The organism is Ruegeria sp. BJ3 (assembly GCF_056535665.1).
In genome coordinates this window covers 851,766-873,283 of sequence record NZ_JBQFIT010000001.1, presented here as the reverse complement: position 1 = coordinate 873,283, position 21,518 = coordinate 851,766, and the positions used below count along the sequence as shown (strand labels likewise).

Genomic DNA, 21,518 nt, shown 5'->3' with positions numbered 1-21,518 from the left:
GTCCAGTGTGCGGGGTGCTTGGCCCTTTCCCTTCCCGCCGCCATTCGCTATTGCAGGCGCTGACCCAAGATCGATGACGCAGGACGCACCCGATGGCGATGGACAAGACATTCAACGCGGCCGAGGCCGAGGCCCGGATCTACAAGGCCTGGGAACAGGCCGGAGCCTTCAAGGCAGGCGCGAACAAGTCGCGCGACGAAAGCTTTTGCATCATGATCCCGCCGCCGAACGTGACCGGCGCGCTGCATGTGGGCCATGCGTTCAACAACACCCTGCAGGACATTCTGACCCGCTGGCACCGGATGCGCGGGTTCGACACGTTGTGGCAGCCCGGGCAGGACCATGCCGGCATCGCCACGCAGATGCAGGTCGAGAAGATGCTCGCCGCCACGCAACAACCCGGCCGGAACGAACTGGGCCGTGAGAAGTTCCTTGAGAAAGTCTGGGAGTGGAAGGGCGAATACGGCGGCACCATCATCGAGCAGCTGAAACGCCTCGGCTCTTCGTGCGACTGGTCGCGCAACGCCTTCACCATGGCCGGTGCGGCCGGCGACCCGCGCACGGGCCACGAAAACAGCCCCAACTTCCATGACGCGGTCATCAAGGTCTTTGTCGACATGTACGACAAGGGCCTGATCTACCGCGGCAAGCGGCTGGTCAACTGGGACCCGCATTTCGAGACCGCGATCTCGGACCTCGAGGTCGAGAATATCGAGGTCGCCGGCCATATGTGGCACTTCAAGTACCCGCTGGCCGGGGGCGAGACCTATACCTACGTCGAAAAGGACGAGGACGGGAACATCGTGCTCGAGGAAGAGCGCGACTATATCTCGATCGCCACGACCCGCCCCGAGACCATGCTGGGCGACGGCGCGGTTGCGGTGCACCCGTCGGACGAACGCTATGCGCCGATCGTCGGCAAGCTGTGCGAAATCCCGGTGGGTCCGAAAGAGCATCGCCGCCAGATCCCGATCATCACCGACGAATACCCCGACCCGAATTTCGGCTCGGGCGCGGTGAAGATCACCGGCGCGCATGACTTCAACGACTATCAGGTGGCCAAGCGCGGCAAGATCCCGATGTACCGCCTGATGGACACGCGCGGCCACATGCGGGCCGACGGCGCGCCCTATGCGGACGAAGCCGCCAAGGCCCAGGAATATGCCCGTGGGCGCGAATTCACCGAGAACGAGATCGACGCGATCAACCTGGTGCCCGACCATCTGCGTGGCCTGGACCGGTTCGAGGCGCGCGCCAAGGTGGTCGAAGAGATCACCGCCGAAGGTCTGGGCGTGATGACCCGTGCGGACGATCCGCGCCTGGGATCGACCGCGCTGAAACCCGATACCGAAGGCGCCGACGCGCTGGTGCCGCTGGTCGAGAGCAAACCGATCATGCAGCCCTTCGGCGACCGCTCGAAGGTGGTGATCGAGCCGATGCTGACCGACCAGTGGTTCGTGGAGACGTCAAAGATCGTGGGCCCCGCGCTGGACGCGGTGCGCGACGGCCGGGTCAAGATCATCCCGGAATCGGGCGAAAAGACCTATTACCACTGGCTCGAGAACATCGAACCCTGGTGCATCAGCCGCCAGCTTTGGTGGGGCCATCAGATTCCGGTCTGGTACGGGCTGGACCTGTCGACCGAGGATTTCAAGGATGACGAAAACGACGGCGAACTGGACCTGGTCGAACTGGGCCGGCTGCTGAACGAAGGCGGCATGCTGCACCGGGGCGCGGTCATGGAGTGCGCCGCCAGCTTCGAAGACGTCACCGGGAAATTCCTGGATGACAATGCCGACATTCCCAGCCCGCTCAGCCACGCCACGGTAATCGAGGTGGCCGACAAGCACGAGGCGATCCACCGGTTTGCCGAAAGCCTGGCGCAATACGCGATCGACCGCGACCCGACCAAGCTGGTCTATCCGGTCTGGCGCGACCCGGATGTGCTGGACACCTGGTTCTCGTCCGGCCTGTGGCCCATCGGCACGCTGGGCTGGCCCGAACAAACCGAGGAGTTGCAGCGCTACTTCCCCACCGATGTCCTGATCACCGGGTTCGACATCCTGTTCTTCTGGGTCGCCCGGATGATGATGATGCAGCTGGCCGTGGTGAACGAAATCCCGTTCCACACCGTCTATCTGCACCAACTCGTCCGCGACGAGAAGGGCAAGAAGATGTCCAAGACCACCGGCAACGTCATCGACCCGCTGGAAATCGTGGACGAGTTCGGCGCCGACGCGCTGCGCTTTACCAACGCCTCGATGGCGGCCATCGGAGGTGTGCTTAAACTGTCGCGCGAGCGCATCACCGGCTATCGCAACTTTGGCACCAAGCTGTGGAACGCTGTCCGCTTTGCCGAGATGAACGAGGTCTTTACCGACGCCGTGCCGCAACTGGACGTGGCCGAGTTGCAGCCTAAGGCCGCCGTGAACCGCTGGATCATCGGCGAAACCGCCCGCGTGCGCGAAGAGGTCGACTCGGCGCTGGAGAGCTATCGCTTCAATGACGCGGCCAATGCGCTTTATGCCTTTGTCTGGGGCAAGGTCTGTGACTGGTACGTGGAACTGTCCAAACCGCTGCTGCAGGGCGACGATGCCGAGGCCCAGGCCGAGACCCGCGCCACCATGCGCTGGGTTCTGGACCAATGCCTGATCCTGCTGCACCCGATCATGCCCTTCATCACCGAAGAGCTGTGGGGCCTGACCGGCACCCGTGCCAAGATGCTGGTGCATGCCGACTGGCCCAGCTATGCCGCCGACGATCTGGTCGACGCCGACGCGGATCGCGAGATGAACTGGGTGATCTCGGTGATCGAGAACACCCGCTCGGCCCGCGCCCAGATGCGCGTCCCGGCGGGCCTGTACGTGCCGATGCTGGTGACCGAGATCGACGCCCACGGCCAGGCCGCCTGGGACCGGAACGAGGCGCTGATCAAACGGCTGGCTCGGATCGACAGCCTGACCAAGGCCGATACGCTGCCCAAGGGCACGATCTCGATCGCCGCGCCCGGCGCGTCCTTTGGTCTGCCGCTGGCCGACATCATCGACATCGGCGCCGAAAAGGAACGGCTGGAAAAAGCCAAGGGCAAACTGGCCAAGGAACTGGGCGGTCTGCGCGGGCGTCTCAACAACCCTAAATTCGTGGCCTCGGCCCCGGAAGAGGTGGTGGAAGAGGCCAAGGCCAACCTCGCCGCCCGCGAAGAGGAAGAGGCCCGCATAAACGAGGCGCTGGCCCGACTGGCCGAGATCGCCTGATCCGTCAGCCCCTCGCACACGCTTGCAGAAGCCCCGCCGCGCACGCCCGGCGGGGTTTTTTGCACCCGACCCTGTTCACCGGGCCAAACGGTTGCTAGCAATCTCGGGACCAATCCACCGAGGCCCCCATGTCCAGACCCTTTCCGCCGATGCAGACCGTTTCAACCGGGCTGGTCGTGGCCGTAGTCGGCTTTTTCAGTTCCTTTCCGATTGTCCTGCAAGGGCTCGATGCCATGGGCGCCTCGGGGCCGCAGGCGGCATCGGGGCTGATGATGGCCGCCCTTGCCATGGGGCTGGCGGCGATCGCGCTCAGCCTGTGGTACCGCCAACCGATCAGCGTGGCCTGGTCCACGCCCGGTGCGGCGCTGCTGGCGGTTTCGGCCGCGCCGGCCGCGGGTTTCTCAGATGCCATCGGCGCGTTCCTGTTTGCGGGTGCGCTGGCCGTGCTGGCCGGAATGTGGCGCCCGCTGGGACGGTTGGCGGCGGCGATTCCCACCACGCTGGCGCAGGCGATGCTGGGCGGAGTGCTGCTGCCGCTGTGCATCGTCCCGTTTCAGGCCGCGGTCGAGATCCCCTGGCAGGCCCTGCCGGTGATCCTGACCTGGTTCATCGCCGGACGTGTGCACAGACTACTGGCGGTTCCCGCCGCCGTACTGGCCGCCGCACTGGTCGTCGTTCTGTTCTCTGACGGACCGTCGGTGCGCCCCGACCACCTGCTGGCCGCGCCGGTCTGGATCACGCCCACCTTTTCGGTGGCGTCGATGATCGGCATCGGGGTGCCGCTGTTCGTGGTCACGATGGCCACGCAGAACATCCCCGGCATCGCGGTCATGCGCAGCTTTGGCTATGCCCCGGTGGCAGGGCGGCTGTTCTCGGCCGTGGGCGGGGCCAGCATCCTGTCGGCCCCTTTCGGCGCGCCGGCGACCTGCCTCGCGGCCATCACCGCTGCCATGTGCTCGAACGAGGACAGCCACCCCAACCGGGATCAGCGCTATTGGTCGGCTGTCATGGCCGGGGTGTTCTATTGCCTATTCGGGATGTTCGCCGTGGCCATAACCGGGTTTGCCGCCCATGCCGATCCGATGCTGATGGGCACGTTGACCGGCGTGGCGCTGATCGGGGTCATGGCCAATGCCACCTTCGCCGCGCTCGAGGTTCCGGCCGAGCGCGAAGCCGCGATCCTGACCTTTGCCATCACCGCCTCGGGCATCACCGTGTTTGGCCTGGGCGCGGCGGTCTGGGGTCTGCTGGCAGGCGGCATCGCCTATTGGGTGACGACGCGCCTGCGGGGCTGAGGCCCACCTGGCCGCGGCCCGCGAGTTTACTTGAACTCGGGCTTGCGACCCTGCATCTGGGCCATCACCACTTCCATCTGGTCGGGTTTGCCGATCAGCTCGACCTGTTCGGCGGATTCGGCCAGCAGAACTTCGGCGCGCGACTTGGTTTCGGCCACCTCGATCAGGCGTTTGGCGGCGCGGATGGCCGAGGGGCTCCTGCCCGCGATATCCTCGGCCAGTGCGATGGCTTCGGTCAGCGGATCATCCGACAGGCTGGTGACCAGCCCCCAATCGGCGGCCTGGGCGGCACCGATGGGCCGCGCGGTATAGGTCAGCAGGCGCAGCACGTCGGACCGTACCAGTTTCGGCAACAGGACCATGCCGCCCATGTCGGGGACGATGCCCCATTTCATCTCCATCACGGCCAGCTTGGCATCGGGATGGGCAATGCGGATATCGGCACCCAGCGCGATCTGCAGTCCACCGCCATAGGCCACGCCCTGAATGGCGCAGATCACCGGCACCGGCACGCGGCGCCAGATCAGCGCCAGTTCCTGCATCTCATTCGCGTCGTCATGGCTGCGGGTCATCAGCCACTCGGTCGGGTCCTTGTGCGCCATGGCCGCGAAGCTGGCCATGTCGAGGCCCGCGCAGAAGCTTTTGCCCTCGCCCGACAGCACCACGGCACGGGCGTCCGAGGCAGCGACCTCTTGCCCCGCTGCCAGGATCGCCTTGATCATCGCATCATCCAGCGCGTTCATCTTGTCGCCGCGGGTCAGGGTGACATGGGCGATGTGGTTCCTGTATTCGACTGATACGCGCGCCATCTGGGCCTCCGGGTTTGATGTTCCGGGCAAACCATGCCCCGAAACCCGCAGCCGACGCCAGCCCGACGTGAGGGCAGATCGGCGCGGACGCCCCGGCCACATGCAAGGCTTGCCCCGGCCATGCCCTTGGGATTATCTGCGCCCATGACCGGACCCAGATACACCCCGCTTGCCCAATCCCTGCCCGCAACCGTGCCCTTCGTCGGCCCCGAGACGCAGGAGCGTCAGCGCGGCGCGCCCTTCGTGGCCCGGCTGGGCGCAAACGAGAGCGTGTTCGGCCCCTCGCCCCGCGCGATCGAGGCGATGCGGCAGGCCGCTGACGGCATCTGGATGTATGGCGACCCAGAGAACCACGATCTGCGCCATGCGCTGGCCGATCATCACGGGATCAGCCCCGACAACATCGTGGTCGGCGAAGGCATCGACGGGCTGCTGGGCTATCTGGTGCGCCTGATGGTCGGTCCGGGCGATGCGGTCGTGACCTCGGACGGGGCCTATCCCACCTTCAACTACCACGTCGCGGGCTATGGCGGGACGATCCACAAGGTGCCTTATGCCAACGATCACGAGGACCCGGCCGCCTTGTTCGCCAAGGCAGCCGAGGTCGGCGCCAAGCTGGTCTATCTGGCCAACCCGGACAACCCGATGGGCAGTTGGCATCGCGGCACGGACATCGTCGCGGCGATGGACGCTCTGCCGGACGGCTGTCTGCTGGTTTTGGACGAGGCTTACGTGGAATGCGCGCCCGTCGGCACCGCCGCGCCGGTCGCGGCGGATGATCAGCGCGTGATCCGGATGCGCACCTTTTCCAAGGTCTACGGCATGGCCGGCGCACGGGTCGGCTATGCGATCGGAGCGCCCGGGTTGATCTCGGCCTTCAACAAGGTGCGCAACCATTTCGGCATGAACCGCATGGCGCAGGCCGGGGCGCTGGCCGCCCTGCACGATCAGGACTGGCTGACGCAGGTACAAGCACAGATCGCCTCGGCCTGCGACCGGATCGGCGCGATCGCGCGTGACAACGGGTTGGCCCCGCTGCCCTCGGCCACCAATTTCGTGGCAATCGACTGTGGGCGCGACGGAGCATTTGCCAAGGCGGTGCTGGAGGCGCTGGTGGCGCAGGGGATCTTCGTGCGGATGCCCTTTGCAGCCCCGCAGAACCGCTGCATCCGCGTCAGTTGCGGCACCGAAGCCGACCTGAACGCCTTTGCCGCCGCCCTGCCGCAGGCGCTGGCGGCGGCGCGCAGCGCCTAGCCCGCCAGAACCGCCGCCGCAGCCTCGAGCGCGCCGGACCCGCGCGGGATCTCCAACGCGACCATGGCGGTTTCGATGCCGCCCAACAGGCCCATGACCATGTGACCGTTCAGATGGCCCATGTGGCCCAACCGGAAACACGACTCCTCGTCCGCCATGCCCAGCCCGATGCCCAGGGTCAGGCCCAGGTGCCGCTCGGTATAGCTGCGCAGGGGCGTGCCGCGACCCTCGGTCAGGCGCAGGGCGGTGACGGCATGGCTGCGATGCGCGCGATCGCCGACGTTCAGGTGCAGCGCCCCGGCCTCGGCCCACTTCTCGCAGGCGGCCCAGACAGCCTGTGCCAGCCGCGCATGGCGGGCCCAGACCTGCTCAATCCCCTCGGCATGGATCAGGTCCAAGGCGGCGCGCAGGCCGTACAGGTGGTGCGTCGGCGCGGTGCCGCCGAAATACTGATAGAACCAGTCGGGCTCTGATCGCGGCTGCCAGTCCCAATAGCCCGAAACCCGCGGCATCGCGGCCCGTTTGGCCTTGGCCCGGTCGTTGAAAAACACGAAGGACATGCCCGCAGGGGTCATCAGCCCCTTCTGGCAGGCGGTGACCATGACATCGACGCCCCAATCATCCATCTCGAACCGGTCGCAGCCCAGCGAGGCGATGCAATCCGCCATCAGCAATGCCGGGTGGTTCAGGTCGTCCAACAGCGCCCGCAGCGCCGGAATGTCGTTGCGGATGGAACTGGACGTGTCCACATGCACCGCAAGAACCGCCTTGATCCGGTGGTCGGCATCAGCCCGCAGGGCCTGTGCAATCCGGTCCATATCCCAAGGGTCGGAGGGGCCGAAATCGATCATGTCGACCTTCACGCCCAGACGCTCGGCCATTTCCGCCCAGCCATGGGTGAACCGCCCCGAAGCCGGAGCCAGCACGGTTTCCCCCGGCGCCAGAACGTTGGACAGCGCCGCCTCCCACGCGCCGTGGCCGTTGGCGATGTAGATCGCCACCTCGTGCCGTGTACGGGCCACGCGGCGCAGGTCGGCCGTCAGGTCGGGCATCATCTCGACCAGTTCACCGGCATAGATATTGGGCGACGGGCGGTGCATGGCCTGCAGCACCGCGTCCGGAATCACGGAAGGGCCCGGAATGGCCAGATAATTTCGCCCTTGGGCGAGGGACATATTGTCTGTCATGTGGATCAACCTGCCTGTAATGGCGCCCACCCTAGCGCCCAGTTAGGCGAGGTCAATCCATCAGGGCGGCGGCCTCACGCGCGAGGGTTTCGATCCCCGCCCAGTTACCCTGTGTAACCATCTGTTTCGGCGCAACCCAGCTGCCGCCCGCGCAGATCACGTTGGGCAGGGACAGGTAGTCGCGCGCGTTGGCGGGCGACACACCGCCAGTCGGGCAGAAGGTGATCTGCGGCAGCGGCGCGCCGATCGCCTTGAGCGCAGGCGCCCCGCCCGAGGCTTCGGCCGGGAAGAATTTCAGCATGTCATAGCCCTGCTCAAGCAGGCGCATCGCCTCGGTCGCAGTGGCCGCGCCGGGCAGCAGCGGCAGGCCCTCGGCCTCGCAGGCGGCGATCAGGGCGTCGGTGGCACCGGGCGATACCCCGAATTGCGCGCCCGCCTCTTTTGCGGCGCGGACATCGTCGGGCGTGACCAGCGTGCCGGCCCCCACGACCCCGCCGGGCACCTGCGCCATGGCGCGGATCGCGTCCAGCGCGGCGGGCGTGCGCAAGGTCACCTCGAGCGCGGGCAGGCCACCGGCCACCAGAGCCTCGGCCAGCGGGCGGGCATGGGTGGCGTCATCGACGACCAGAACCGGGACGATGGGCGCCAATGCGCAGATCTCGCGTGTGCGTTGAGTTTTTGCGGACATAGGCTCAGGCTCCGAAAATGCTGGCACCGGCATCGGCCGAGCCGACGGCGTTGCGGAACGTGGTAAACAGGTCGCGGCCGACCCCGTATTGATGCGCCGAAAGATCGGCGGTGGCGGCGGGGCGGTCCAGCACGCCGGGGGTCAGGATTTCAAGTTGACCCCGCACCGCGTCGACGCGCAGCAGGTCGCCATCGCGCAGCTTGGCGATCGGGCCGCCGTCCAGCGCCTCGGGGCAGACATGGATCGCCGCGGGCACTTTGCCCGAGGCCCCCGACATGCGGCCATCGGTCACCAACGCCACCTTCTGCCCGCGCCCCTGCAGGATCGACAGCAGCGGCGTCAGCGAGTGCAGTTCGGGCATGCCGTTGGCCTTGGGCCCCTGAAAACGGACCACGACGATGACATCGTCGGTGAACTCGCCCGCCTTGAACGCGGTCTTGACCTCGTCCTGGTCGTGGAAGACGCGCACCGGGGCCTCGACCACCTGGTGTTCGGGCGCCACGGCCGAGACCTTCATCACGCCGGTACCCAGGTTGCCGCTCAGCCGCGACAGGCCTCCGGTGGGCTGGAACGGGTCACTGGCCGGGCGCAGGATTTTTTCGTTCAGACTGTGGCCGGCGCCGTCCTCCCAGACCAGCGCGCCATCGATCAGCTTGGGCTCCTGCGTATAGTGGCGCAGCCCCTGCCCCGCCACGGTCAGCGTGTCGGGATGCAGCAAGCCTTCATCCAGCAGCGTGCCGATGGTATACCCCAGACCGCCCGCGGCGTGGAAATGGTTCACGTCGGCCAAACCGTTGGGATAGACCCGCGCGACCAGGGGCACGACGCCCGAGATGTCCGAGAAGTCCTGCCAGTCCAGCACGATGCCCCCGGCACGGGCCATGGCGATCAGGTGGATCAGCAGGTTGGTCGACCCGCCCGTGGCCATCAGCCCCACGATGCCGTTCACGAAGGCCCGTTCATCGAGGATCTGGCACACCGGCGTGTAGTTGTTGCCCAGCGCGCTGAGTGACAGGGCACGGCGGGCGCCTTCCTCGGTCAACGCATCGCGCAGCGGCGTGTTGGGGTTGACGAAGCTGGAGCCCGGCAGGTGCAGGCCCATGAACTCCATCAGCATCTGGTTGGTGTTGGCGGTGCCGTAAAAGGTGCAGGTGCCCGGCCCGTGATAGGCGGCCATCTCGGCGGCCATCAGTTCTTCGCGGGTGGCTTCGCCGGCGGCGAATTTCTGGCGCACCTTGGCCTTTTCGTCGTTAGGCAGGCCGCTGGTCATCGGGCCGGCGGGCAGGAACACCGCCGGAAGGTGGCCAAAGCTCTGCGCTGCGATCACCAGCCCTGGCACGATCTTGTCGCAGACCCCCAGGAACACCGCTGCATCAAAGGTATTGTGGCTGAGCGCCACCGCCGCCGCCAGCGCGATCACGTCGCGCGAGAACAGCGACAGCTCCATCCCGGCCTCGCCTTGCGTGACCCCGTCGCACATGGCCGGAACCCCGCCCGCGACCTGCGCGGTGCCGCCCGCGGCACGGGCCGCGCGGCGGATCAGTTCGGGATAGCGCTCGAACGGCTGGTGTGCCGACAGCATGTCGTTATAGGCGGTGACGATGCCAAGATTGCCCACGCTGGTCGTGGCCATCGTCTGCTGATCGGCCCCCGCCCCGGCATAGGCATGGGCCTGGCCGCTGCACGACAGATGCGCGCGCGCCGGCCCTTCGGACCGGGCCTGCTCCATCCGCTGCAGATAGGTACGGCGGGGATCGGCGCTGCGCTCGATTATCCTTTGGGTGACATCGGTGATGACGTTGTGAACCATCTCAACCTCCGATCTGGCGCCAGCGGCGCCCGTCGCGATGCATCAGCATCAATGCGTCTTCCGGGCCGGAACTGCCCTGATCATAGCGCGAGGGGCGGTCGCCGCGCTCTTCCCAGCCCTTGATGATGGGATCGACCCAGGCCCAGGCGGCCTCGACCTCGTCGCCGCGCATGAACAGGGTCTGGTCGCCGCGGATCACGTCCATCACCAGCCGTTCATAGGCGTCCTGTGCACGCACATCGGCACCCAGCGCCTCGGCAAAGCTCATGTCCAGCGCCACGTCCGTCAGGCGGAAGCCGCCCGGGCCGGGATCCTTGATCGTGGTGCGCAGGGTGATGCCCTCGTCGGGCTGCAGGCGGATCACCAGAACGTTGCCGTGCAGCGGGCCGACATTGGGAAAGATCGTGTGCGGCGGGTCGCGGAAAAACACCGCGATTTCGGATTCGCGGGCGCGCAGACGCTTGCCCGTACGCAGATAGAACGGAACCCCCGACCAGCGCCAGTTGCCCACGCGCACCTTCAGCGCGATGTAGCTTTCGGTCAGGCTGTCGGGGTTGCCCACATGATCAACATAGCCGTCGCCGCCCTTGTCCGCCCGGTACTGGCCGCGGGCGATGTCGGTCGGGGCGACAGGTTCCAGTGCCTCGATCACCTTGACCTTTTCACTGCGCACCGCGTTGGGCGAAAAAGTCGAGGGCGGCTCCATCGCGGTCAGGCACAAAAGCTGCACCAGGTGGTTCTGCACCATGTCCCGCATCGCACCGGACTGGTCGTAATAGGCGCCGCGCCCTTCGACCCCGACGGTTTCGGCCACGGTGATCTGGACATGATCCACATGGGTCGCGTTCCACAGCGGTTCGAACAGCGAGTTGGCAAAGCGCAGCGCCATCAGGTTCTGCACCGTTTCCTTGCCCAGGTAATGGTCGATCCGATAGATCTGATGTTCTTCGAAACAGGCGCGCAGACCTTCGTTCAGCGCCTTGGCCGAGGCCAGATCATGGCCAAAGGGTTTCTCGACCACGATGCGGCTGTCGGGCGTGGCAAGCCCGTGATCATGCAGGCGCTGTGCGATGCCGGGAAACAGTTTCGGACCGACCGACAGATAAAAGGCGCGCACCACGTCAGCACGCAGCGATTTGGCCAGCTTGTCCCAGCCGTTTTCGCCCAGCGCATCGACCGATACGTATTCGACCCGGGCCAGAAACCGGTCCAGCACGTCCTTTTTGAACGACGGGGCGAATTCCTTCATCGACTTGCGCACCTGCGCACGGAACCCATCATCGTCCATATCCGACCGCGCGGTCCCGATGATGCGCGCATCTTCGGGCATCTGCCCCACTTCGAAGCGATGGTAAAGGCCCGGCAGGATTTTGCGCTGGGCCAGATCTCCGGTCGCGCCGAACAGGACCAGATCGAACGGATCTACCGGGATTACGCGTGAAACCATGGCTGGCTCCCTTCTTCGGACAATCCGGCGCGGTCTGCAGCCAGACATCCTGTTACCGCTAACATTCGTGGCTTGGATAGAAAGACCAAGCCCAAAAAGCAAGCCCGGATTTCGGAATCGGGCCTTTTTTCGCGGTCACCCGGGCGTCAGCCGTTGTCGCGCAGATACTCCATGATCGCCGGACGCACCGATTGTTCGCCCCGATGGCGAGCGTCGGCGATGATCTTGCGGACCTCCTGCAGGTTCGAACGCAACAGCAGGCTTTTGACCGGGCCGATCGAGGCCGGGCGCATCGACAGGGTGCGGATGCCCATCGCCGCCAGGCAGAGCGCCTCGATCGGGCGGCCGGCATCCTCGCCGCAGAAACTCAACGGCGTGTCGGAAATTCCGCACCGTTCGACGATGCGCTCGATCAGGCTGAGGAAGCTGACATTCAAGGTGTCATAGCGGCGACGCACCAGCTCGTTTTCACGGTCGGCTGCGAAGAAGAACTGCTTCAGGTCGTTGCCACCGATCGAGATGAAATCGACCTCGTCAAAAAACTTCTGCGGCGCGAAGGCCAGCGAAGGCGTTTCCAGCATCGCCCCGATTTCAAGCGTTTCGGGCAGAACATGGCCCAGACGCTTTTCGCGGTCGATGGTCTTGTTCACTTCCCACCGGGCCTCGCGGTATTCATCGGCCTGTGCCACGAATGGGAACATCACCGTCAACGGTCGCCCCTCGGCGGCGCGGATCAGCGCCTGCAACTGCATGCGCATGACCCCACGCTTGTCCAGACCCACGCGAATGGCACGCCAGCCCAGCGCCGGGTTGGGCTCGGCAACATGCTTCATGTAGGGCAGTACCTTGTCCGACCCGATATCCAGCGTTCGGAATACCACGCGCTTGCCATCGGCCGAATCCAGAACGCGTTTATACTGCGCCACCAGTTCCGACCGTTTGGGCATCTGGTTGCGGATCAGGAACTGCAATTCGGTGCGGAACAGGCCAACGCCCTCGGCTCCGGACGTCTTGAGCGACGGCAAGTCGGCCATCAGGCCAGCATTCATCACCAGATTGATCCGCTCGCCATCCTTGGTCACGGTCGGGGTTTCGCGGATCGAGGCATAGCGTTTCTGCGCCTCGGCCTGCATGGCCATCTTGTCGCGGAAGGCGCTGACGACGGTATCCTCGGGGCGCAGATGCACCACCCCTTCATCGCCATCGACCAGAATGTGGTCGCCGTTCAAAGCCTCGGTCGTGATCCGGCCCACATGCACCACCAGCGGGATGGCCAGAGCGCGGGCGACGATGGTGGCATGACTGCCGACCGAGCCTTCCTCGAGCACGACACCTTTCAGCGAACGGCCATACTCCAGCAGGTCACCCGGGCCGATATTGCGCGCCACCAGGATCGGATCGGGCGGCAGCTCTTTACCGTTCGACCCGCCCTGCCCGGTCAGGATGCGCAGCAGACGGTTGGACAAATCGTCCAGATCCGCCAGACGCTCGCGCAGATAAGGGTCGGTGACCTGGCTCATCCGGGCGCGAGCCTGCGACTGTTCCTTTTCCACCGCCGCCTCGGCGCTGAGGCCGCGGGCGATATCCTCCTCCATCCGCCGCATCCAGCCCTTGGAATTGGCGAACATACGGTAGGCTTCCAGAACCTGCAGCTGTTCAGTGTCACCGCCCCGCGAGATTTCAAGCATCTTGTCGACGCCCACGCGCAGCTCTTCGACTGCTTCGTTCAGCCGCTCCAGCTCGCGATGTGGATCGTCGGCGATCGGGTTGGTGACGACGACGCGCGGCTCGTGCAGCCAGACATGCCCTTCGGCCGAGCCCTCTTGTGCCGGGCCACCGCGCAGCAAAATGGATTGCTGATGCAGCGGTGAAAGAGCGGCACCTTCGCCCACAAACGCACCCAACTCGGCCATTTCCGCAAGGACCATTGCCACAACTTCAAGCGCATAGACCTCATCCGCGGAAAACTCGCGTTGAGCGCGGGACTGGACCACAAGAACCCCAAGCTTCTGCCCCAGCCGCTGAATGGGCACACCCAAGAACGATGAAAACCGCTCCTCGCCCGTTTCCGGCATGTACCGAAAACCTTTCTCGGAGGGCGCATCGGCGGCGTTGACGACCTTGCCGAACTTGGCCACCCGGCCAACAAGACCTTCGCCCAGACGCATCCGGGTCTGGTGAACGGCCTCGGGAGCAAGACCTTCGGTGGCACACAGCTCCAGGGTTTCGTCGTCGCGGAACAGGTAGATCGAACATACCTCGCACCGCATGCTGTCGGCGATCAGATGCGTGATCCGGTCAAGACGCTCCTGACCGGCCGCCTCGCTTGCCATCTCCTCGCGCAGCCGCCCCAGCAGCTTGCGGGATTCTGTTTCCATTCCGTCTGCCATCGCCCGATCTACTCTGCGGTGTCAGGCGGGACCTTGGCCGAGATGCTCAGGCCGCCTTTTCCAGTTCAAAGGCATCATGCAGCGCCTGAACGGCAAGTTCCATGTATTTCCGGTCGACGAGGACGGAAATTTTGATCTCGGAGGTTGTAATGACCTTGATGTTGATCCCCTCATCCGAGAGTATCTTGAACATCTTGGCCGCCACGCCCGACTGCGAGCGCATGCCGATGCCCACCACCGAAACCTTGGCCACATCGGTGTCGGCGACCAGCTCGGCATAGTTCAACTCGCCACGCTCCTTGACCGCCAACAGCGCCTTTTCGGCGCGCGCCACCTGGTTGGTGGGGCAGGAAAAGGTCATGTCCGTGCGCCCCTCGTCCGAGATGTTTTGCACGATCATGTCGACGTTGATCCCCTCATCGCTGAGCGCGTTGAAGATGATCGCGGCGATGCCGGGGCGGTCGGCGACCGACACGACGGTCATCTTGGCCTCGTCCCGCGAATAGGCCACACCCGAGACTACATTGGATTCCATGATTTCCTCCTCGTCGACGACCAGGGTTCCGGCCTCGTCTGACTGTTCCTCGAAGCTCGAGAGAACACGCAGTTTCACCTTGTACCGCATCGCCAGCTCGACCGAGCGGGTCTGCAGCACCTTGGCCCCCAACGAGGCCAGTTCGAGCATTTCCTCGAACGAGATCTTGTCCAGCTTGCGCGCCTTCTCGCAGATGCGCGGATCGGTGGTATAGACGCCGTCTACATCCGTGTAGATGTCGCAGCGTTCGGCGTCGAAGGCGGCGGCAAAAGCCACGGCAGTGGTGTCCGAACCGCCCCGGCCCAACGTGGTGATCCGCCCCTCGGGGCTGAGACCCTGAAAGCCTGCCACCACCGCGACCTTCATGCCCTCGCCGAACTTCTGGTTGATGTTGTCGGTCGGAATATCAAGGATCCGCGCCGCCGAATGGGCGCCATCGGTCAGCAGCGGCACCTGCCAGCCCTGCCAGCTGCGGGCGGGGATCTCCATTTCCTGCAGCGTCAGCGCCATCAGACCGGCGGTGACATTCTCGCCCGAGGATACCACGGCATCATATTCGCGCGCGTCATACAGCGGCGAGATCTCGTCGACCCAGCCCACCAATTCGTTGGTCTTGCCCGACATGGCCGACACGATGACGATGACGTCATAGCCCTTGGCCACTTCGACGCCGATGCGCTTGGCCGCGCGGCGGATGCGGTCGAGGTTGGCGACGGATGTGCCGCCGAATTTCATCACGAGTACGGGCATGGGGGCAAATGTCTCCGCGCCTTGGATTTCCGGTCCCGAGCGTCTTATGCGAGGCAACACGCAAGAGCAAGGGCACATAGAACGGTAGGACACTGCAGCGCAACGCTTTACAAGGACCGGCAGCAATGTCAGCGTATCGTCAAGGATTTAAACCATGAGGAGTACCATGCTGCGTTTTGTTTTCGCCTGTGCGCTGATGTCCGGCCCGGCTCTGGCCCAGGTGGCTTCACTGTCCGGAACGGACGGCCAGAACGCGTTGGGAACGGTCCCCTGCGCCGCGTTGGCGGGCCAGCCGTTGAAAAATTGCCCTGCCGAGTTGCGGCGCAAGGATGATGGCACTGCAACCCTGGCGGTTCAGTTGGATACTGGGGAAGTACGCCGCATCTATTTCACCGATGGAAAGCCGGATTCCAGCAGCTCGACGTCGAAGATCACTTCGGAAACGCGGGGCGAAATTCTGGTGATCTTCATCGATCCCGGTGAAGTCTACGAGATCCCCAAGGCAGCGCTGGCCGCTCAGTAAGGATGTGCCTGCCCGTCCCAGGTTTCAAAGCAGCCGGTGGAGTCCAAACTCAGCGCATCGAAACGCTCGGTCAACCCGGCAACGGCCTGTGACACGGTGATGTCGGCGGCCTGACCGCCCATGTCCGTCTGCACCCATCCCGGGTGATAAATGCCGACGGCGATGCCATCGTCCTTGATATCCACCGCCAGGTTGCGCCCAAGGTTCAGCACAGCCGCCTTGGAGGCCCGATAGATATAGCTGCCCCCGGGCGCCCGCGTGTGCGAGGCCATCTGCGACGAGATGATCGCGATCTTGCCGCGCGCCGCACGCAGATTGGGCAACAAGGACTGAATGGTCAGAAACACCCCGGTGACGTTGGCCGCAAAGGTCTGGCCCCACATCTCGGCCGGGTAGCCGTCGATTGTTTGGCCTTTGTCCAGATAGACACCTGCATTGCAGATCAACAGATCTACGGGCTGGCCATCCAACTTGCGCGCCATCTGCGCCTGTTGCGCCGGGTCGGTAACGTCCAGACGAATATCGGCGGAATCGTCCCGTGCGGTGCCGGTGACAGTATCGCCGCGGCCACGATAGCATTCAGCAAGAGCACGCCCAATGCCGCGATTGGCGCCGGTGATAACAAGATGCACGGTTCAGTTCGTCTTTCGGCTTGGAATGAACGGCAGAGGGGCCACGGGAACCCCATCTTCGATCAGGGCCTTGGCCTCTTCCGGCTTGGCCTCGCCATAGATGGCGCGCTCCGGGGCCTCGCCCAGATGTATCTTGCGGGCCTCGCGCGCAAATTCGTGGCCGACATAATCGGAATTCGCCTCGACCTTGGCGCGCAGGGCGTTGAGAACGCGCTCTATCTCGGCCTTGGTCGGTTGGCGCTGGGCTTCGGGTCGATCACTGTTCTCCGCGCGCGGCATTGCAGCAGATGAGCGCGCAGACTGGACCCGCGGCGTCATGATCGCCTTTTCGACCCGGGTGCTGCCGCAAGTCGCGCAAGAGACCATTCCAGCCTTGGACAGCTTGTCGTAAGCGTCCGCAGACTGGAACCAACTGTCAAACGCATGACCATTGCAGCATTTCAGTGAATATTGAATCATCTGTCGCCCAAAATGTCGGTGGGCCAATAGATACTGACAGACATGGCAATATCAAGTCTTTACAGAGGCGGTTCAATGAGGATTGAGCGCATTTGACAGCAACAGCCCGGAAAGCCCGCCGATCGAAACCGCTTGTGCTGCTTTTTCCGGCAGCATCCATCTACGCCGCCGCTCGGCGACCTCGGGGAACCGATCCGCCGTCTTGGCAACAAGCAACGGGTAGACATCAACGACGCATGTCACCCGCCCCAGATCCCGGTGGTGTTTGTCGAAAGAGAACTGTCCGATACTGCGCGTCTCACAACGGCCTGTCACACCGGCCTCTTCCCAGGCCTCCTGCGCTGCGGTCTCAGACCCGCTTAGGCCGTCGACCATGCGGCCTTTGGGGATGATCCACCGCCCCGACCCCCGGGTCGTGATCAACAATATCTCAGGCACCCCGCGCCGAAGCCGGTAGCATAGAGCCGCAGACTGCGGCAGAACCGGAAATGCCCCGGTTTCGGACAGAATGTCTGGTGACAGCCCTGCGCTTTTCACGCTGCCCCGCCTCTTGTTTGTTCTTCTTGCCTGTTTTCGGCCACTTATCTTGCGGGCCGATTGGGTGCAGGATACCACATCCTGCGGTTCTGTCCAATTTTGAAACTGTGGGTCAGGCCAACATGCGACGTTGCAGACGCTGCACAAGCTCGTCATGCGGAATATCGGCATCGATCGCCAGACGCCGCAGGCCGAAATGCACACGGGCAATCTGCTGATAGTACCGGGCGTAGAGGTAGTTTGCGCCGCCTCCGGCCAAGGCCCCCAATACCGGAACGGTCTGTGCCGCCAGTTTTTGCCCCAAAACGACCGACAACCTCGGAGCGACAGCAGCAATGATCTTTTGCAGAGCGGGGCCCGTCACGGTCAGTCGGACTGAAAAGAACCCCATGTCTGCGCCGTCGTCATGCGCCAAGGGACCTGCCGCCGACAAAACGCGGATGCAATCGAACTGCACGTTCCTTGCCGAGGGGTCAAAACCTTCACGCGATGCGGCACCCTGTATTGCGCGCAACAACATGGCCGTGGTCGCCGGAAGCTCGATCAACGCCGTCGTCAGGCCGCCAGCCCCACCCGCGGCGCCCATCGTGGTCGATATGGCGGTGTTGACCCACGGCTTCTGGTCGGGAACCGCGCGGCGCGATCCGTCAGCGGCACGAACTGCAAGCCACAAGGCCTGCTCGGTTGCACCGGTCAGCCCATCGCGCACCGAACCGGGCAGCTGTTCCAGCAGCGACTCAGCCGATCCACCCAGACGATTGAGCAACCTGATACCGCTGCCGCCCGCGCTGCGGTAGTGGCTTGCCAGCCGGTCCAACTCAGCGTCGGGGTCGATTTCTCCGACGAGAACGACGTCATTCATTCGGTGTCCTCCTGACCCTGAAACATTGGCATTTCACAACGCCGTTTCAATAGATCAGCGCGTCCAGCGGGTCACCGAACCACTCACTCCGTGCCAGGCGCCGGGCGCCAAATCCAGCCCGAGGACCCGATCCGGGTTGGTTGGCGGTGGCATCTCTACCCCCTCGAGCCGGGCAAACCCAAAGCGTGAATAGTAGGGCGCGTCACCGACCAGCATGACCCGCTCCCACCCTTTGGCCCGCCCCGCTTCGATGCCTTCACGGATCAGAAAACCACCCAACCCTTCGCCCTGGTGGGTCGGGTGGACGGCCACGGGCCCCAGCAAAAGCGCATCGTGTGCGCCAACATGAACGGGCCAGAATCGGATGGCCCCGGCCAAAATCCCCTGCCCGTCACGGGCCACCATCGACAGGCCCGGCACTGGCGGAACATCGTCGCGCAAGCGGTAGGAGGACAGCGCCTCGCGCCCCGGTGCAAAACACAGGTCGTAGAGGGCTTCGACTTCCCACCAATCCTCCGGCTCTTCCGGCCTGATCCCGAACTGCTGCACCGCGGCCCTCTTTTCGACTCTGGCAATCGCCCTAGCACTTCGCTAGGCCTTGAGCAAACGCTTGGAGACCAGATGTTCTATCGCCCCGAAGACGGTCACGGTTTGCCGCACAACCCGTTCAACGCCATCATCACGCCGCGCCCGATCGGATGGATCTCGACCCGCAGCGCCGATGGGATCAACAATCTGGCGCCCTATTCATTCTTCAACGGGGTCGCCTATACGCCGCCGCAGGTGATGTTTGCCTCCACCGGCACGAAACACGACCAGGACCGCGGAAAGGACAGCATCGCCAATATCGAGGCGACCGGCGTCTTTTGCGTCAACGTGGTGGCCCACGCCCATCGGGACGCGATGAACGCAAGCTCGGCCAGCCTTCCGAAAGAGGTGGACGAGTTCGCCTACGCCGACCTGACACCTGTGGAATGCGAAACCATCCCATGCGCTCGCATCGAAGGCGCCCCCGCCGCGCTGGAATGCAAACTGACCCAGATCGTCACGCTGCCCGGCCAGGCCAACCGGGTGGTTTTCGGAGAAGTCGTCGGCGTGCACCTGCGCGATGACTGCCTGAAGGACGGCAAGTTCGACGTCACCACCTTTCAACCCTTGTCGCGGCTTGGGTATCGCGACTACTCGGTGGTGACGGAGTTGTTTTCCCTCAATCGTCCAGACGATTGAGCCGGGTTTGGGGGCTCAATGGCCGCCCAGAACGCCGGTTCGAACAGAATAGTCGACCGCAAGGCCGTAATCCGGGTCATCGTCGCTGTCGACCATCAGGTGACCTGCTTTCTTGAGCAGCTTGTGGCAATCCCGGCTGAGATGGCGCAGCATGACGCGCTTGCCTGCCGCCTCGTATTTCGCGGCGATGTTTTCGATGGCCTGCAGGGCCGATTGGTCGACCACACGGCTGTCGGCGAAGTCCACGATCACCGTTTCCGGGTCGTTCTGGACATCGAACAGTTCGACAAACCCCTCAGACGAGCCGAAGAACAGCGGCCCCTTGATCTCGTAGACCTTGGCGCCTTTCTCGGTTTCCGAGTCGCGGGTGACCGCGTGGATGCGCTTGGCGTTGTTCCAGGCATAGGCCAGCGCCGAAACGATCACGCCGACCACGACGGCCACAGCGAGGTCTTCCATCACGGTGACGACGGTGACCAGAACGATGACGAAGGCATCCGTCAGCGGCACCTTGCGCAGGATGTTGAACGAGTTCCAAGCAAAGGTGCCGATCACCACCATGAACATCACGCCAACCAGCGCGGCCAGCGGGATCTGTTCGATCAGGGGTGAGCCGACAAGGATGAACACCAGCAGGAACAGCGCGGCAGCGATCCCCGCGATGCGCGTGCGGCCGCCGGACTTCACGTTGATCATCGACTGACCGATCATCGCACAGCCGCCCATGCCGCCAAAGAACCCGGTCACGACGTTGGCGGTGCCCTGCGCGATGCATTCCTGCGACGCACCACCGCGCTTGCCGGTGATCTCGCCCACCAGGTTCAGCGTAAGCAGAGATTCGATCAGGCCGATGGCGGCCAGGATGACGGCGTAGGGCAGAATGATCTCCAATGTCTCCCAAGTCAGCGGAACCATGGGGATGTGGAATTTCGGCAGTCCGCCCTCGATCGAGGCCAGGTCACCGACGCGCGGGACATCCAGCCCCATGCCGATCACCAACGCGGCAACCACGACGATGCCCGCCAGCGGCGCTGGCACGATGCGCGTGATGCGCGGCATCACCCAGATCACCACCATGGTCAGCGCGACCAGCCCCAGCATCGTATAGAGTTGCATCCCGGACAGCCATTCACCGCCGCTCATGCCGTGGCCAGTGTTTTCCATCGTGCCCGGCACCTTGAACTGGCCCAGTTGCGCCAGAAAGATTACGATGGCCAGGCCGTTGACAAAGCCCAGCATCACCGGATGCGGCACCAGTCGGATGAACCGGCCCCAGTGCATGGCCCCCGCGATGATCTGCAGAATGCCCATCAAGACCACCGTGGCGAACAGGTATTCGACCCCGTGCTGCGCCACCAGCGCCACCATGACGACCGCCAGCGCACCGGTTGCGCCCGAGATCATACCCGGACGGCCCCCGATCAGCGCGGTGATCAGCCCCACCAGGAACGCCGCGTAGAGGCCCACCAGAGGGTGAACCCCGGCGACGAAGGCAAAGGCCACCGCTTCGGGCACCAAGGCCAGGGCGACGGTCAGGCCCGACAGAAGCTCGATCCGCAGGCGGGCGGGGGTCAGCTTTTCGTCCGGCATCCAGCTCAGATCGGGAATAGCGAGGCGATTGGCAAAGTTTGCCAGCAAGGCTCGGGGCATGAAATGGTCCTGTGGGTCAGAATGTTCGCGCGAAGGCGGTCGTATACCCGCCTTCGGCGCTGTCTGCTAGCCCATCGATGGCAGGCTGTCATGCAAAAACTGCAAGGCCGCGCGCCTTGTGGCCCCTGTGGGGCGCAAAAACACCGGCAAGCCTTGCCAAATGCCCGACAAGCCCGCAGAAATTCCCACAGGCAGGTATCGCAGCGGAG

The 21,518-nt window shown here is 64.4% G+C and carries 18 protein-coding genes; 5 read left to right on the top strand and 13 right to left on the bottom strand.

Annotated elements, in window-relative coordinates:
• Window positions 1–92 precede the first annotated feature (92 nt).
• Both ACR3EL_RS04370 and ACR3EL_RS04365 read left to right on the top strand, forming a co-directional pair.
• Window positions 93–3,254: a valine--tRNA ligase gene (locus tag ACR3EL_RS04370; protein ID WP_480720585.1), complete on the top strand. Its 3,162-nt coding sequence runs from the start codon at window positions 93–95 to the stop codon at window positions 3,252–3,254.
• A 128-nt stretch (window positions 3,255–3,382) separates the two neighbouring features.
• Window positions 3,383–4,549, top strand: a complete 1,167-nt coding sequence (locus ACR3EL_RS04365) for a benzoate/H(+) symporter BenE family transporter (RefSeq protein ID WP_480720583.1) — start codon at window positions 3,383–3,385, stop codon at window positions 4,547–4,549.
• A gap of 26 nt (window positions 4,550–4,575) precedes the next feature.
• On the opposite strand, the gene ACR3EL_RS04360 is transcribed toward ACR3EL_RS04365, so the two are convergent.
• A complete protein-coding gene (locus tag ACR3EL_RS04360; RefSeq protein ID WP_222457037.1) occupies window positions 4,576–5,358 on the bottom strand; it encodes a crotonase/enoyl-CoA hydratase family protein in 783 nt (260 codons plus the stop codon).
• Between the two features lie 144 nt (window positions 5,359–5,502).
• Here ACR3EL_RS04360 and ACR3EL_RS04355 point away from each other — a divergent pair, with 144 nt between their 5' ends.
• Entirely contained in the window at window positions 5,503–6,612 is a 1,110-nt protein-coding gene (locus tag ACR3EL_RS04355; RefSeq protein WP_480720581.1) for a pyridoxal phosphate-dependent aminotransferase, read from the top strand.
• On the opposite strand, the gene ACR3EL_RS04350 is transcribed toward ACR3EL_RS04355, so the two are convergent.
• From ACR3EL_RS04350 to ACR3EL_RS04325, 6 genes are all read right to left on the bottom strand, one after another.
• Complete coding sequence (locus tag ACR3EL_RS04350) at window positions 6,609–7,799, bottom strand: pyridoxal-phosphate-dependent aminotransferase family protein (RefSeq protein ID WP_480720578.1); 1,191 nt, start codon at window positions 7,797–7,799, stop codon at window positions 6,609–6,611. The genes ACR3EL_RS04355 and ACR3EL_RS04350 overlap by 4 nt on opposite strands.
• A gap of 52 nt (window positions 7,800–7,851) precedes the next feature.
• Window positions 7,852–8,487: a bifunctional 4-hydroxy-2-oxoglutarate aldolase/2-dehydro-3-deoxy-phosphogluconate aldolase gene (locus tag ACR3EL_RS04345; protein ID WP_093962724.1), complete on the bottom strand. Its 636-nt coding sequence runs from the start codon at window positions 8,485–8,487 to the stop codon at window positions 7,852–7,854.
• A gap of 4 nt (window positions 8,488–8,491) precedes the next feature.
• Complete coding sequence (gene edd, locus ACR3EL_RS04340) at window positions 8,492–10,297, bottom strand: phosphogluconate dehydratase (RefSeq protein ID WP_170337557.1); 1,806 nt, start codon at window positions 10,295–10,297, stop codon at window positions 8,492–8,494.
• A gap of 1 nt (window position 10,298) precedes the next feature.
• A complete protein-coding gene (gene zwf / locus ACR3EL_RS04335; protein WP_170337556.1) occupies window positions 10,299–11,744 on the bottom strand; it encodes a glucose-6-phosphate dehydrogenase in 1,446 nt (481 codons plus the stop codon).
• 146 nt (window positions 11,745–11,890) lie between these two features.
• Entirely contained in the window at window positions 11,891–14,134 is a 2,244-nt protein-coding gene (ptsP, locus tag ACR3EL_RS04330; RefSeq protein ID WP_170337555.1) for a phosphoenolpyruvate--protein phosphotransferase, read from the bottom strand.
• A 46-nt stretch (window positions 14,135–14,180) separates the two neighbouring features.
• Window positions 14,181–15,419: an aspartate kinase gene (locus ACR3EL_RS04325; protein WP_480720575.1), complete on the bottom strand. Its 1,239-nt coding sequence runs from the start codon at window positions 15,417–15,419 to the stop codon at window positions 14,181–14,183.
• 166 nt (window positions 15,420–15,585) lie between these two features.
• Here ACR3EL_RS04325 and ACR3EL_RS04320 point away from each other — a divergent pair, with 166 nt between their 5' ends.
• Window positions 15,586–15,942 carry a hypothetical protein gene (locus ACR3EL_RS04320; RefSeq protein WP_170337553.1) on the top strand — a complete coding sequence of 119 codons (357 nt, stop codon included), beginning with the start codon at window positions 15,586–15,588 and terminating at the stop codon, window positions 15,940–15,942.
• Here ACR3EL_RS04320 and ACR3EL_RS04315 read toward each other — a convergent pair.
• The 5 genes from ACR3EL_RS04315 to ACR3EL_RS04295 all read right to left on the bottom strand — a co-directional run bounded on the left by ACR3EL_RS04315 (window position 15,936) and on the right by ACR3EL_RS04295 (window position 18,981).
• Window positions 15,936–16,574, bottom strand: a complete 639-nt coding sequence (locus tag ACR3EL_RS04315) for an SDR family oxidoreductase (protein WP_170337552.1) — start codon at window positions 16,572–16,574, stop codon at window positions 15,936–15,938. The two genes, ACR3EL_RS04320 and ACR3EL_RS04315, sit on opposite strands and share 7 nt — an antisense overlap.
• Window positions 16,575–16,577: 3 nt before the next feature.
• Complete coding sequence (locus ACR3EL_RS04310; RefSeq protein ID WP_170337551.1) at window positions 16,578–17,033, bottom strand: DUF1178 family protein; 456 nt, start codon at window positions 17,031–17,033, stop codon at window positions 16,578–16,580.
• A gap of 72 nt (window positions 17,034–17,105) precedes the next feature.
• Window positions 17,106–17,726, bottom strand: coding sequence for an NUDIX hydrolase (locus tag ACR3EL_RS04305; RefSeq protein WP_480720572.1), 621 nt, complete (start codon window positions 17,724–17,726; stop codon window positions 17,106–17,108).
• Window positions 17,683–18,432, bottom strand: coding sequence for an EcsC family protein (locus ACR3EL_RS04300; protein WP_170337549.1), 750 nt, complete (start codon window positions 18,430–18,432; stop codon window positions 17,683–17,685). Before ACR3EL_RS04300 ends, ACR3EL_RS04305 begins: the two co-directional genes overlap by 44 nt.
• A 54-nt stretch (window positions 18,433–18,486) precedes the next feature.
• On the bottom strand, window positions 18,487–18,981 hold the full coding sequence (locus ACR3EL_RS04295; protein ID WP_170337548.1) for a GNAT family N-acetyltransferase: 495 nt from the start codon (window positions 18,979–18,981) through the stop codon (window positions 18,487–18,489).
• A 72-nt stretch (window positions 18,982–19,053) separates the two neighbouring features.
• On the opposite strand from ACR3EL_RS04295, the gene ACR3EL_RS04290 reads away from it, so the two are divergent.
• Entirely contained in the window at window positions 19,054–19,659 is a 606-nt protein-coding gene (locus tag ACR3EL_RS04290) for a flavin reductase family protein (protein ID WP_480720568.1), read from the top strand.
• Window positions 19,660–19,674: 15 nt separating this feature from the next.
• Here the strand turns inward: ACR3EL_RS04290 and ACR3EL_RS04285 are convergent, their stop codons facing one another.
• Window positions 19,675–21,309, bottom strand: a complete 1,635-nt coding sequence (locus tag ACR3EL_RS04285; RefSeq protein WP_170337546.1) for a SulP family inorganic anion transporter — start codon at window positions 21,307–21,309, stop codon at window positions 19,675–19,677.
• Between the last annotated feature and the right edge of the window lie 209 nt (window positions 21,310–21,518).

Bases quoted from the DNA above. Each gene is read 5' to 3' on its own strand.
- ACR3EL_RS04325 (WP_480720575.1), bottom strand. From the start codon at position 15,419: ATGCCCGTACTCGTGATGAAATTCGGCGGCACATCCGTCGCCAACCTC.
- ptsP (WP_170337555.1), bottom strand. From the start codon at position 14,134: ATGGCAGACGGAATGGAAACAGAATCCCGCAAGCTGCTGGGGCGGCTG.
- ACR3EL_RS04290 (WP_480720568.1), top strand. From the start codon at position 19,054: ATGTTCTATCGCCCCGAAGACGGTCACGGTTTGCCGCACAACCCGTTC.
- ACR3EL_RS04360 (WP_222457037.1), bottom strand. From the start codon at position 5,358: ATGGCGCGCGTATCAGTCGAATACAGGAACCACATCGCCCATGTCACC.
- zwf (WP_170337556.1), bottom strand. From the start codon at position 11,744: ATGGTTTCACGCGTAATCCCGGTAGATCCGTTCGATCTGGTCCTGTTC.
- ACR3EL_RS04345 (WP_093962724.1), bottom strand. From the start codon at position 8,487: ATGTCCGCAAAAACTCAACGCACACGCGAGATCTGCGCATTGGCGCCC.
- ACR3EL_RS04350 (WP_480720578.1), bottom strand. From the start codon at position 7,799: ATGACAGACAATATGTCCCTCGCCCAAGGGCGAAATTATCTGGCCATT.
- ACR3EL_RS04355 (WP_480720581.1), top strand. From the start codon at position 5,503: ATGACCGGACCCAGATACACCCCGCTTGCCCAATCCCTGCCCGCAACC.
- ACR3EL_RS04310 (WP_170337551.1), bottom strand. From the start codon at position 17,033: ATGATTCAATATTCACTGAAATGCTGCAATGGTCATGCGTTTGACAGT.
- ACR3EL_RS04370 (WP_480720585.1), top strand. From the start codon at position 93: ATGGCGATGGACAAGACATTCAACGCGGCCGAGGCCGAGGCCCGGATC.
- edd (WP_170337557.1), bottom strand. From the start codon at position 10,297: ATGGTTCACAACGTCATCACCGATGTCACCCAAAGGATAATCGAGCGC.
- ACR3EL_RS04320 (WP_170337553.1), top strand. From the start codon at position 15,586: ATGCTGCGTTTTGTTTTCGCCTGTGCGCTGATGTCCGGCCCGGCTCTG.
- ACR3EL_RS04365 (WP_480720583.1), top strand. From the start codon at position 3,383: ATGTCCAGACCCTTTCCGCCGATGCAGACCGTTTCAACCGGGCTGGTC.
- ACR3EL_RS04300 (WP_170337549.1), bottom strand. From the start codon at position 18,432: ATGAATGACGTCGTTCTCGTCGGAGAAATCGACCCCGACGCTGAGTTG.
- ACR3EL_RS04305 (WP_480720572.1), bottom strand. From the start codon at position 17,726: ATGACGAGCTTGTGCAGCGTCTGCAACGTCGCATGTTGGCCTGACCCA.
- ACR3EL_RS04285 (WP_170337546.1), bottom strand. From the start codon at position 21,309: ATGCCCCGAGCCTTGCTGGCAAACTTTGCCAATCGCCTCGCTATTCCC.